The sequence below is a fragment of the Aphanothece hegewaldii CCALA 016 genome (genome assembly GCF_003007785.1).
Taxonomy (GTDB): domain Bacteria; phylum Cyanobacteriota; class Cyanobacteriia; order Cyanobacteriales; family Microcystaceae; genus Chroococcus; species Chroococcus hegewaldii.
In genome coordinates this window covers 22,436-34,906 of sequence record NZ_PXOH01000042.1, presented here as the reverse complement: position 1 = coordinate 34,906, position 12,471 = coordinate 22,436, and the positions used below count along the sequence as shown (strand labels likewise).

Sequence of the window (12,471 nt, the reverse complement as noted above, 5' to 3'; positions counted from 1 at the left end):
TTGGCGGGAGCTACTCGTTGCCCCCATACCTGAAAAAGCCTATGACTTCCCGACCTCCACTCGTTTGTAGGGACTACCCGCTTTTTTGCAGTTGGCGTTGACTTGGGAGTCGGAATTCTTCAGATTTAATTAAAACATCTTCAATTCTTCTGACAATTCGATAAGCCGTTGATTCATGAACTCCCCAGTCTTGAGCAATATGAAAAAATGTTCGATACTCTCGCAAATATTGTAAAGTTAGTAAGATTTGGTCAGGAATTGATAATTTAGAATGACAGCCTCGCTTACCTATTTTAGCTTTTAGCACTACTTCTATCATTTTTTGAAACGTCTCTTGACTGACACCATAAGTGCGTTTAAAGTCAGAAGTTGACATTTTTAAGGCTTGTCTATAGCGCATTATATACCTAATATGGTTTAATTATTCTCTTTTTATTTAACTCATTTTTAGGTTTTACGCAAGAGGTCTACTCAGTGCCGACACCATCAACAGTAGAAGCTACTCGAATCCCATCTGCATCATAAACATAGCTAACTTCCTGACCATCTGCGGGGATCACCTTCACCAACAGATTTTCATCATTCCACTCATAAACCGTCTCTTCACTTCCTTGCTGACGAGATAAAGTATTGCCATTATCATCGTATTCATAAACCGTAACCACTCCATTGGTCGTTTCAGTTAACAGCCGATCGTTGTTATCATAAATATAAGTCGTCACTCCTTCAACCGATTCGGTTTTAGTGAGACGGTTTCCGACATAATCATAAATGTAACCCAACCTCAGTTTGGGTTAAGCAGATTGAGGTAAAGCCCACTCCATCCGAAGAGAAGGTTTTTTAGGCTGGTGGCAATAAGCAATTAGACCACAGAGAAGATTAACGCAGAAATTAACAGGAGATACAAAAAGTCTTGACAAATATGGACAGCCTTCTAAAGCTAAAGACTTTTGCTCCGAACCAAGATCTAAAAATAAGGCTGTCCATATTTGTCTATTTTTCATTTAGGACTACGGTGACGAGAATGCTCAATTTGAGAGATATTTTTAAGTTGGAAGGGTAATCGTCTCAACAATTGAGCGTTTACGGGATAAAAGCTTATCATGCAGACGCATCAGGCGATTTTTCATGTTTCTTTTAGGTTTGACAAAAAACTCAATACCAAAATCGTTGAGCAATGTCTCGGCGATCGCTTGCGAGACATAACCTCGGTCAGCAAAAACTTTACCAAATAAGGATTGCAGCAGTTTTGACACGGGTTTACGGTCATCTACATTCCCAGGAGTAATATGAACATTGAGTAATTCTCCGCGCTCATTGACGATTAAATGCAGTTTGAAGCCAAAAAACCAATCCACAGAAGTTTTCCCACGAGCCGCGAGGTTTTGAAAAACGCGATGACTCCCAATGCGGCGATTATGGCAAACCTGAACTTTAGTGGCATCGACAAAGCTAATACCAGTACATTGACCGAAACAGTGCTTTAAATAAACACACAAAGGTATTAAGGTAGAGGGTATCCATTGAATGAATCGCTGATAGCTAGGCAGTTGCGGGAAGGCTTTTCGCCAGTGCGCACAAACGTGATTGAGATAGTAATGTTGAAAATCTCGATAATGATTTTGGTGAAAAGAGATGAGAATGGTCATAATTTCACTTAAACTCAAGCTTTTAGCTCGTTTACGCCATTTGGACGAGCTGGACAAGAGTTTTTCCAGCCATTTGGCTTCAAATACTTGGCAAAAATCATCGACATGGCAAAAAAGTGCTTCTAAACTAAACATAATAGGTGGGGCTGCTGATTTGTTGGATACTCTTCAGCTTACTAGCTTCCACCTTTTCCTTGGTTGCTCTCCTTATCCAAAACTGAGGTTATATAGGTTTGAGCCACTAATATTGGGTCGCAGAGCGCATTATAAAGATTTTTGGGCTTATGAACTAATCTCTGAAAATGCGCTCTGCGTAAGGCTTGGCTTTTTGTGAAAGTCAGAACTCGCCCTGCATGAAGATATTTAAAGCACTCATAAGCTCTGACTTCTACAAATAAGTCTTGGTACAATTTGCAGTATGTATCAATAAATTTAACGGTTGGGGCAGGAGGTCTAGGCTTAATCATAGTCTCTATCTAGGTTTCCATCTCTTTTCTTCATTTTATCTTTCCCAGAGTGATGAAAGAGAGTTAAGACATCATCCTTTTTTCCAATTTTTGTAATAAAGCCATGAATTTTGCTGTTTGTTCTTTTGTATCGGCATATGTTTCATTTAAATTTTTGAATATAGATAAAAGAATATTATTTCTTTCTTCTATTTGTATTTGTTTATCCTTGCTATTTGCAATTAATTGATTAACAAGCTTTTTAAAGTCATGGTCATACTCATTCAATAAATTAAATAAATCATTTTCTGATGTGTTTTTTAAAAATTCAAAAAGAGTAGTCTTTTCTTTAATTTTTTCTCCTACTTCTTCTAAAAAAAGTTTTAAATTATTAGTTTTTTGCTGAATTGAATCAATGCTTTCTTGCTGAATTAGTTCTTCTAGATCCGTCCCTTGGTGTTCAGCTTCTTGTAAAGAATTTTTGAGCATATTAACTATAACATTTGTTAAAAAATCATCTGATTTGATTAAAGCTGATTCAAGTTCTACTTCTGCAATTTGAGTTTTGTCAAGAAGTTCTTCAAAAGAATAGTTAGAGCTTGACAAAACTTCCAATAACTCAGCTTGAGATATTTCTATATTTTCACTAAATAAAACTAAAGCATTTTTAGTATTTTCTTGATTTTCTTGGTATTGCTGTTGTAGATTGTTTAATTTTAATTGAGTATTATTAATATTGTTTTCTGTAATTTGAGTTTGTTCTTGAACATTAATTATTATTGTTTGAGCTTGAGTGGCTAAAGCTTCTGCTTGTTGTTTTAAAATCAAGGTTTCGCTCTCAATTTTTTCGACAACTTCAATTAAATATTCTTCTAATTCATCTAGCTCATCTTGTGCCTTATCAGCTTCATCAACAATATTTAGTAACTGACCTAATGTATAAATTACTGTGTCGGAGAAGTTAGTCATATAGCACCTTTTTTAAAAATTTATTCCCAAAGAATCCTTGGCTTTATTAATATGTTCAATTAATTGAATCATGTCAGGAGTTAAACCATTAATTAAATTAAATTGATTTTCTATTTCATCTTGAGCAAGATCAATTTCTAAAGCTTTTTGCTGAGATTCTTCTAAGGATTCAATTTGTTCTAGATATTTATCTAATTCTTTTTCAACTGTATGAGTCAAGTTTTCTTCTATATTAAGTTCTAAATCATTAAATAATACAGAGGATTTATGGTCAAAATTATCATGAATTTTATCTAGATCTTTTTTTAGTTTTTGTCTTAATTTACTTAATTTAGAACTAAGCTCATCTTCAATAGTTAAACTAATTTCTTCCTGATTTTGCTCAATTTCTCTTTCTAGAAAATTAATTTGCTCACTCAATAAATGATGATTAGCTTGAATTTTTTGTTGAAAGTTATAAATTTCTTGTTGAGTTGTTTCCCCTGCAACTGTTAATAATTCCTGCTTTTGATAAACGGTTTGCCAAAGTTGTTTTAAGGCTTTTTGGAAGGCTTCTCGCATTGCTAAGTGTTGACTTTCTTGAGTAACAATCTGATTTTTTAAATCTTGTAAATGATGATGTATTTGCTGTATTTCATGATTTAATTCTTCTTGATTGCTAACAAAAAACTGTTCCCAGACTTTAATTTCATTTGACAAAGTGCTAAGATGGTTTTCTAGTTGAGACTGAGACGAGAGCAAAATTTGAGGTAATTCATCAAAAATGATTTGCGCTTTTTCTAAAGTTTGTACAAGTTCATCTTTATTGATTTTTGTTCTCTCAATCACTTCTGTCGAAGCTTTTTGTATTTCGCTAAATCTTTTCGATAATCTTTCCATTTTAGGTGGAATAATATCTTTCATTTGTGCCATTAATTTGAGAGCATCTGATAATTCAATATTCATGTTTTTTTATCTTAATAATCTAAAATGAATAACTATCTAATTCTATTTTTATTTCACTCATAATTGCTGCACTAAGTTTTATTTCATCTGTTAAACTGATGACTTCTATACAGTTACCCTCCTGATTTTTGGTCTTTTCATGATTAGTTACTAATTGTTCTAATAAAAAGCGACACCTGTCATGAGCCAATTCATTTTTTGAAAAAAAGTTATCCTTAATATTTTCATTAAAATGATCATTAGATTCATTAACAAAAGAAAATATTTTTTCTTTAGTTCCATCAATTATCTGCTCAATTTCTTCTTCTAATTCTTCGGTATCTTCTCTAATTTGCTCCCTCATCTCACTAAATATTGTCTTAATTATTGTTAGTTGTTCATGAGTTAAATTCTTGCTAAAAGATGATAAATAATTAGAAATATCAATTTGATAATTTTCAATACCTTCTGTAAAACTCAGCCATTCTGTTTCAGTAGTTTGAATTTGTTCTTCTAACTCTTCTTGAAGGTTGTTAACAACTTCATTGAGATCACCTAACCGTTGATCTAGCTCTTCCTCTACTTCAAATAATGAGTTTTCTTCCTGACTAATCTCCTCGATTAAACTATTAGTATAAAAGTTATAATCTTCCATGCTTTGATAACTAATTTGATGCTCACTCTGCATCTGCTCACCTAAAGCTTGTCCTGTATCGGTAGCTGATTGAAAAGATTGTTCAATTTGAGTCACTGAATGCTCAATCTCTTGTAAAAAAGTCTGAAATTGATTGACGAGTGTATTTTGTTGTTCCGTAATTTGTGTCTGATGAGTCTGATAAATATCTTGAAAATTTTCTAATGAGTTGACTAATTCTATTTCGTTATTTTGAAAATCCTCTTCTTGAGCTTTTAAATCGCTCTGAAATTGCACAAGACTACTCATAATTTCATCTAGAACAACGGGTAATTGCTCTAATGAAGTTTCTGTCTCATCAACATCAGATTTCATTTGATTGAGCCCATCGCCACTAGATCCTGTTGCAACACCTGCAGCAGTGGCCGTAGCTGCTTCGGGTGTTTTATTCGTTTGACGGGCAGTAGCATCTTTAGCAGAGGAACTTTTAGCCTGGAATTCGGGGGGCTTGCGGTTTGAAGAGGAAGCGGTAGAAGGACGATTAGTACTAGATTGAGTGTCTTTTGCTGAAGTCGGTTCAGATTTTTCGGACTGAGAGTTACTAACTTCTCGACTTGATGATTCTTCCCTCTCGTTTTCTAGACTTTTTGAGGTTTTATCACTTTCTGCTGGAGTAGAATTAGTCGCATCGGACGAATCTGAAACCGTACCTGCGTCTAGTTGCTTGCCTAAACTCCCCAGACTTTCGCTAACCTGTTGAACATCTGCTTGCTCAGGCAATTGTCCCGCATCTAATTGTTGACTTATACCATCGATATATTGTCTAATTGCGTCAACCTGTCCGCCTTGAGTGCCTCCTAATTCCCCTGCTAACTGTCCGAGATCAGCACTATTGGCTTTGAGTGTATCGCTAATGGTGAGTAGTTCTTCTTGCTCTGCGGCTGTGGGTGGGTTTCCCGCTTTTGCTTTGAGGGCTAAAAATCCAAGTAATAAAACTAACCCAGAACCAGAGCCAAGAAGAATTTTTTGAGTTCTACTTAAAATCTGCATAGTTTATTAAAGAATGGGACTAAGATCATCTCTACAGTTTGCCAAAGTTTGGCTGATCTGCTTGAGGGATAGATAAAGTACTTCTGCTTGTTCTTCTCCTTGTAACATGGAGTGTTCAAGATTGGCAAATCCATCATCAAGTCTCTCTTGAACATTGATAATACTTTGTTCGAGGATTGCGATCGCTTTTTTAAGTTCTTGAGACATTTCATCATTAGCCTTTGTTAGAATTAGCTCTTCTAATTTTTCATTAATGTCATTAAGATCATTTTCTAAATCCTCGATTTCCCTTTCACTTTCATCTATTAAAAGTTGAAAATCTTCTAATGGATTCTGGAGATCGATTCTGAGATTTTGCATAAACTGCTGACAACAATTCACTTGGTTTTCTTGTTTCTCATTCAAACTGTTTTGAGTCATCTGACCAACTTGATAGAACTCTTCAATTAGAGCCAAGGAAGTTGTATGATGTTCTTGCACTTTATCCTGTAGAAATTGGCTTTTTTGAGTTAATTGGATAAATTGCTCGCTCAATAGAATGATTTGTTGCTTGAAGGAAGATTCTAAGGTAATTTGGGCTTCTTCTATAGTTACCAGTTGATTTTCCCAATGATCTGTCACTGTTTCTGCTTGCTGCTCAACTTGAGCTAACTGTTCTTGAAAATGAAGAAAATTGTCTAAAGCCACTTGAGAATAGTTCTCTAAAACGTTTTGCGCTTCACTGATTTGCTGTTGTAAATAGGCTCCCGTTTCTTGAGTTTCTTCAACTACAGCCATCAAGCGAGACTTAAACCCAGATACAGATTCTCTCATGTTTTTAATCTCTTCTAGGCTACTCTCAGCATCGGCAGAAAGTAACTGAACTTTTTCTTCATTATCTTTAATTAGAGCATTGATATTGATCATGGTGGTAAATAGTTAGAACAATGAGCAGCTTCAAAAAACTTCCTTCAAGCAACTTAATACTTTTAGGTAAACTTATCTAATAATTCTTTCACCTCATCAAAAATACCTAAGACTACTTCTACTCCTGCATTGGTAGTTTGTACACCAGTCATTAAGGCATCTTTTGTCGTATCAATGGTATCACCCCCTTGATCTACTAATTCACTTAAAGAGGATAAAGACTCTTCTAATTGTTGAGCTTTGCTCATCAACTCTTCAATTTTTTGAGTTTGACCATTGGTAAAGTCTTCGAGGACTTGATTTGTAGACTCTTGGGTAGTTGTGGCTTTTTCCTCCGCTTGTGCTTTGATCGTCTCAGTCATTTCGGTTAACTGACTTTCTAAGGTGGCTAGAAGTTCGGTTAACTGAGAGGTTGCTTCTTCAGCGATCGCACTTTGAGATTGCGTTGTTTTTTCTTCGATTTCTTGTTCGTGAGCGTCTAACTCAGAAGCGATATCATTTTCTAAGCGAGTTTGCGAATCTGCTAAAGTTTGTTCGAGATCGCTTTGTACCTCTTCAAATTTAGTTTTTAGGGTTTCCAAGGTGGTTTTAACCGATTCAAACACGTCTACTAATTCGCTTTCTCTGCTTTCTGACTCGCTGCCTAAAGCATTGATTTCTGATTTAGTGGTTTCGAGGGATTGTTGAGTCTGCTCTTGCAATGATTGCATATTTCCTTGCAAACCGCCGAGAGATTGACTCACTCCGTCTGTAGCATCACTCAATTCGCTTCTAGCCGTACTAATGCGTTCTAATAATCCTTGCGCTCTGGCTTCGAGTTGCGCCCAGTTATCATCGAATTCTTGCCCGACTGCAGCCAGTTTTTCTCGCGCTTGATTGAGGTTTTCTTCTGCTAGATCGGCTTGTTCCATTAATTCTTGTAATTTTATAACGGTTTGGGCAACACTGCCTTCTAAATCAACTGCCATGATTAATCTAATCTCCTTTAATTGTTTTTATGCTGATACCCAATGAGGATAAAACTTAACCGAAACCGATACCCACTGCGTCAGCCGCATTCTTGACTCCACCAATGCCATCGAGTAGGGGATCGAGGAAACTTTCTAACTGATCGAACAAAGGTTCTAGGGCTTCGCGGGAGGCGGAGGCTTCTTCTTGAGATCCTGTAACTTTTTCAACCATTCCATTAATTGATTCAGTGACTTTTTCTACGGCTGAATCCATCATTTCTTTCAACTGTTCTTCGATCTCTTGTTGGGCGGTATCCATCAATCCTGTTACCCCACCCGAAAGAGCTTCAGATGTGCTAGAAAGCGCGCTATTAAAGGTTTCACCAATGGAGGCGAATTCATTAGCCATTGCTTCAATTTGGCTAGTCATTTGCGTCTGATCTTCCCCCACTTTATCGCTGAAAGTTTTCATTTCATCGCTCATCGTGGTTTTGGAGTCTTCAAGCTTCTGACGCAGATTATCGATTTTTTCTACGGTTGCTTGAACCGCATTGGTGAGTTGTTCATGACTAGCTTTCAAAGCTTCTTGAGATTGAACAAGGGTTTCTTGGGTTTGAGATTCTGCTTCTTCGGTTTCTTGCTGCCCTGCTTCTAATTGAGATTTGAATTGTTCCATCTTTTGCGTTGTTCCCGACACTTCCTGAATGATTTGTTCTTTAGCGTCGGTGAGAAATTGAGTCAATTCTTGAACGCTTGCTTCAAAGTTGCCGACTTCTGCATCGGTTTCAGATTGATGGGTTGTAACTTCTTGCTGCATTTCATTAAGTGCGGCTTGAACTTCTTCAAAAATTTGACTAACTTGCTCTTGTTTGGCGTTAACGTTTTCTACAAGTTGATTGGCTTCGGCTTCGACTTCTTGTGCCAAGCTAATTAAATTGCTTAATCGATCTGGAAATTCAACGACTAATTGCGATAATAGCGTTAAATTATCTCCTAGTTCGCTCATCTGACATTTCTCCTATTGACGTTTATTTTATAGACCAAAAGTACTTAAAATCTCATTGATAGCAGTAATAGCCACTTTTGCCGCCGCTAATTGAGGCAGCATCGGACTCATCGCCCCTGTAATACTGGTTCCCATTGTCATCATGGCGACGTTTTCTCCCACTTCAGAGATGAGGTTTTTCACGGCATTCTCGATCGCATCTTCAAAGGTTTCTGAAACTTTATCTTTGAGGTTTTCTCCCATATACTCTTGAGAATTTGTCAAGATTTCATCGAGTCTATCTTTGAATTGATCGCCTAAATCTAGGGTTTCGTCATTAAATGAGTTGAGAAAACCCTCGAAATTACCCGAAAGTTCTTCTAAATGAGAGGTCATGTCTGACAGTTGTTTATCGGTTAGTTCGCTGCTATAAGACCCCAAAAGCGTTTCCATTTCGGTTTTCTGGGTTTCCCCTATTTCAGTCGCCATGTCATCAAAGTCTTGATCGGCTTGGCTTTGACTGCTTTCGATCTGTTCTTGTAGACTAGAGGTATCGTCAGCAAAGGTATTGAATAACTCGTCTGTCTCGGAGTTAGCTTGAGCTAAACTATCTTCGATGGCTGCAATACTTTCTCCAAGTTGGCTGAAAGTATCGGTTAATTCGGTTAAACTGTCGTCTAATTCGGTTTGTTGTTGATCGACTTCTGCTTCAGCATCTGTTTTACTTTCTTCGACTGTTTGTCCCCCTTGGTCTAATCGCTCTTGTAGCTGTTGTAAGCTATCTTGTAGAGCCGTCAATCCCGCTATCATTGTTTCTTGAGTGGTGCTAAATTCGGTTTTTGATGTTTCAAATTCCTGGGTTGCACTGTCTAAGCTATTAACGACTTGTTCTCGACAATCTTCTAAACTATTTTTTGTTGATTCGAGTTGTTCAAATAAATCGCCCATCTGCTCAGTTGCTAATTCGATCGCATCTAAAATTTCTTGTAGCTTCTCGGTAGACTCTTCGATATCTTGACCCATTACTGCTGTTTCAGCCACGAGTGTAACTCCTTTTGATAAGATGATTAAGTTGGGTTTAGCCTAAAATTGATTTTGCGAGTTCAAGTACAGGCTTAATCTCTTCTATTAGATCTGTTACCGATGACACTTGATCCGTCACTTCGCCAAGGGTACTATCAAGGAGATCTCCTGCTTCGCCTCCTGCTGCATCTAACATTGACAACGCTTCTGTTAATCCTTCGGCTCCTCCCGTAAATTCATTCATGATCTCTTCAGTAAATTTAGAAGTAATGCTAGAAAGAACGTTACTGGTTAAAGATTCAAAGTTGTCTTGTATAGTCTGTGCTTGATTTTGACTTTCTTGTCCGACAGTTTCAAAGTCACTACTCAAAGTTTCTAATTGGTTGGTTAACTCTTCTTCTAAGGCATTAAACTGTTCTAATAAGCTGGCTTTTTTCTCTTGAAAACTGGCTGAAGCCGTATCAACCGAGCCTTCAAAAGAGGTGATCTGGTTGTTCATGTTTTCTTGATGGTTGTTCATCTGTTCTTCAGTTGCCTGAATATTTTGAGTATATTGTTCAAATCCCGATTTAGTATTATCAGACTGCTCGTTTATTTGGCTTAATATTTCTTCTTTGTGACTGTTGAGTTCTTCTAATCGTTCCTGAAACTCTGTCATAGCTTGAGTAACGCTTCCCTCAATTTCGCTGATTTTTGCCTGAAATTCATCGAAAGAACCCTTAGCGTTTTCTAATTCACCTTCTAATTCTTGTTCTGCTTCTTCTAGCTCGGCGATAATGGCTTCCCAACTAGCTCGCGCTTCTTCTCCTTCTTGGGCGAGATTGTCGGCGATATTATTAGCAGACTCTAAAATTAGATCAACTTCTTCAAAAGCTTTTTCTGCTTCGGTAATTAATACTTGCGCTCTTTGATCGCACTGTTCAATTAATGTGCCGATCTCTGTTGCTGCCATAGTTATTTTATCCTTCTTTTTTGTTTTCGGTTCTAATTACTTGTTTATTACTTCGGGTTTTCCCTTGCTGATTTACAAAATTATTTACAAAACTTTACAATTATTTTTTTTTGCTTAAGACAAAAAAACCTCCTTCAAAAAAGAGTCGTCTTTTTTGCTATATTGTATGAATAAAGAATTTAATTTTTTCTAAATAGAATTTTAGTAGTTTTCAGGCGTTGTAGTGCAATAATTTAATATTTTCTTCTGTATTTTCAGCTTTGAAGACAAAGTTTTATAAAGAAATTTTAAAGAATTTATTTTTTCAATAAGCGATAAAATTTTTGGTAGAGCAACTTTTCGACTTAATTAGTAAGAAATGTCTTATCATGCCACTTTAACGCTACAGGGTTCAACGCGACAACAGTACAATCTATCTCCTACTGAAACGACCTTAATTGGTCGATCGCCTGAGTGTAACATTGTTTTAGATGCGAATGAATATGTTACTGTCTCCCGTTGTCATGTCCAGTTACAATTTATCACCGAAGCAGGAAAAGCAGCCTGGCAGGTTATAGATACAGGAACCACAAACGGTACTCTTGTCAATGGGCAGAAAATTAAAAAACCTTATATATTGAAATCAGGCGATCAAATTACTCTAGGATGGAAAGGCCCAGAATTTCTCTTTGAATCTCATCTATTAAATGCGACTGTTGTCGTAGCTTTTCCTGAAAGTGAAGAATTACCCTCATCACCCACTCTCGAAGCTCCAATTAATCCAGTTAAGGTAGTCGAGCCAGAACCCGCACTTTCTCTAGATTCAATAGAAACCCCCGAAGTTTCTAGCGCGAGTGTTCCTGAGATAGAAACCCCTGAAGTTCCCAGCAAGAGTGTTCCTGAGATAGAAATACTAGAACCGCCTATTTCTATTAAAGAAAAGCAAAAGCCACCGTCTCCGACCGTTGTAGCACCTTCTCCATCCCTACCCATCCAAACGAGAGAAGAGAAAACAGAGCAAACGCTTTGGAATCTAGTGACACTTAGAGAAATCGAGCAGATTGCTGAAAATGGAGTGAATGCCATAGCTTTTAGCCCTGATGGACAAACCCTTGCGACTGCGGGAGCCGATAAACTAATCAAACTTTGGAATTTGGCTACTAAAGAGGAAATTATCACCCTGAGTGGGCATAAATTAGGTGTTAATGCCATAGCTTTTAGCCCTGATGGACAAACCCTTGCGACTGCGGGAGCCGATAAACTAATCAAACTTTGGAATTTGGCTACTAAAGAGGAAATTATCACCCTGAGTGGGCATAAATTAGGTGTCAATGCCGTGGCTTTTAGTCCTGATGGACAAACCCTTGCGACTGCGGGAGCCGATAAGTTAATCAAACTTTGGAATTTGGCTACTAAAGAGGAGATTATCACCCTGAGTGGGCATAAATTAAGTGTCAATGCCGTGGCTTTTAGTCCTGATGGACAAACCCTTGCGACTGCGGGAGCCGATAAGTTAATCAAACTTTGGAATTTGGCTACTAAAGAGGAGATTATCACCCTGAGTGGGCATAAATTAAGTGTCAATGCCGTGGCTTTTAGTCCTGATGGACAAACCCTTGCGACTGCGGGAGCCGATAAGTTAATCAAACTTTGGAATTTGGCTACTAAAGAGGAAAAAGTTTCTTTGATGACCAATCATCGTTTATCTATTCACAGTCTATTTTTTAGTCCCGATGGTCAAATGTTTAGTAGCTCAGGAGAAGATAAAACAGTAAAACTTTTTTACTCTCAAACAGGGGAAGAATATTTGTCTTTTAGTATTCCGAGTAGTCAGTTAAGGGTCTTGGCGATTAGTCCTAATGGTCAAATTTTAGCCAGTGGAAGTCAAACCGAGGCTGTGCGATTATGGATTTTTAGTTTGAATTAAAAAATTAAGCAATACTGAAATTGATCTGAAATGAGTTAAATTTTTTTTGGCTCATTTTTAGCGATTTTTAAAGATTT

The 12,471-nt window shown here is 37.1% G+C and carries 12 protein-coding genes and 2 pseudogenes; 1 reads left to right on the top strand and 13 read right to left on the bottom strand.

Going from position 1 to position 12,471, the window contains the following annotated elements:
* Positions 1-73: 73 nt before the first annotated feature.
* The 13 genes and pseudogenes from C7H19_RS22470 to C7H19_RS22410 all read right to left on the bottom strand — a co-directional run bounded on the left by C7H19_RS22470 (position 74) and on the right by C7H19_RS22410 (position 10,488).
* Entirely contained in the window at positions 74-376 is a 303-nt protein-coding gene (locus tag C7H19_RS22470) for a helix-turn-helix domain-containing protein (protein WP_181280710.1), read from the bottom strand.
* A gap of 91 nt (positions 377-467) precedes the next feature.
* Positions 468-782 carry a hypothetical protein gene (locus C7H19_RS22465; protein ID WP_219907720.1) on the bottom strand — a complete coding sequence of 105 codons (315 nt, stop codon included), beginning with the start codon at positions 780-782 and terminating at the stop codon, positions 468-470.
* 12 nt (positions 783-794) lie between these two features.
* Positions 795-896: pseudogene (locus C7H19_RS27285) on the bottom strand (IS982 family transposase); the annotation flags it as partial.
* A gap of 110 nt (positions 897-1,006) precedes the next feature.
* Positions 1,007-1,784: pseudogene (locus C7H19_RS22455) on the bottom strand (IS982 family transposase); the annotation flags it as partial.
* Between the two features lie 41 nt (positions 1,785-1,825).
* Positions 1,826-2,116: a hypothetical protein gene (locus C7H19_RS27280; protein ID WP_425428926.1), complete on the bottom strand. Its 291-nt coding sequence runs from the start codon at positions 2,114-2,116 to the stop codon at positions 1,826-1,828.
* A gap of 63 nt (positions 2,117-2,179) precedes the next feature.
* Positions 2,180-3,064, bottom strand: a complete 885-nt coding sequence (locus C7H19_RS22445; protein ID WP_106459150.1) for a hypothetical protein — start codon at positions 3,062-3,064, stop codon at positions 2,180-2,182.
* A 12-nt stretch (positions 3,065-3,076) separates the two neighbouring features.
* On the bottom strand, positions 3,077-4,009 hold the full coding sequence (locus tag C7H19_RS22440; protein ID WP_106459149.1) for a coiled-coil domain-containing protein: 933 nt from the start codon (positions 4,007-4,009) through the stop codon (positions 3,077-3,079).
* 19 nt (positions 4,010-4,028) lie between these two features.
* The gene (locus tag C7H19_RS22435; RefSeq protein ID WP_106459148.1) at positions 4,029-5,672 is read right to left on the bottom strand and encodes a hypothetical protein; all 1,644 of its coding nucleotides are present in this window, start codon (positions 5,670-5,672) and stop codon (positions 4,029-4,031) included.
* Positions 5,673-5,678: 6 nt separating this feature from the next.
* Positions 5,679-6,578 (bottom strand): coiled-coil domain-containing protein, encoded by a 900-nt coding sequence (locus tag C7H19_RS22430; protein ID WP_106459147.1) that lies wholly within the window; start codon positions 6,576-6,578, stop codon positions 5,679-5,681.
* A 62-nt stretch (positions 6,579-6,640) separates the two neighbouring features.
* Positions 6,641-7,546 carry an apolipoprotein acyltransferase gene (locus C7H19_RS22425; RefSeq protein ID WP_106459146.1) on the bottom strand — a complete coding sequence of 302 codons (906 nt, stop codon included), beginning with the start codon at positions 7,544-7,546 and terminating at the stop codon, positions 6,641-6,643.
* A gap of 55 nt (positions 7,547-7,601) precedes the next feature.
* Complete coding sequence (locus tag C7H19_RS22420; RefSeq protein WP_106459145.1) at positions 7,602-8,534, bottom strand: coiled-coil domain-containing protein; 933 nt, start codon at positions 8,532-8,534, stop codon at positions 7,602-7,604.
* A 27-nt stretch (positions 8,535-8,561) separates the two neighbouring features.
* Positions 8,562-9,554: a GumC domain-containing protein gene (locus C7H19_RS22415; RefSeq protein WP_106459144.1), complete on the bottom strand. Its 993-nt coding sequence runs from the start codon at positions 9,552-9,554 to the stop codon at positions 8,562-8,564.
* 37 nt (positions 9,555-9,591) lie between these two features.
* A complete protein-coding gene (locus C7H19_RS22410; RefSeq protein ID WP_106459143.1) occupies positions 9,592-10,488 on the bottom strand; it encodes a coiled-coil domain-containing protein in 897 nt (298 codons plus the stop codon).
* Positions 10,489-10,846: 358 nt separating this feature from the next.
* Between C7H19_RS22410 and C7H19_RS22405 the strand changes: the two genes are divergently transcribed.
* Positions 10,847-12,394 carry an eIF2A-related protein gene (locus tag C7H19_RS22405; RefSeq protein WP_106459142.1) on the top strand — a complete coding sequence of 516 codons (1,548 nt, stop codon included), beginning with the start codon at positions 10,847-10,849 and terminating at the stop codon, positions 12,392-12,394.
* The last annotated feature ends 77 nt before the right edge of the window (positions 12,395-12,471 follow it).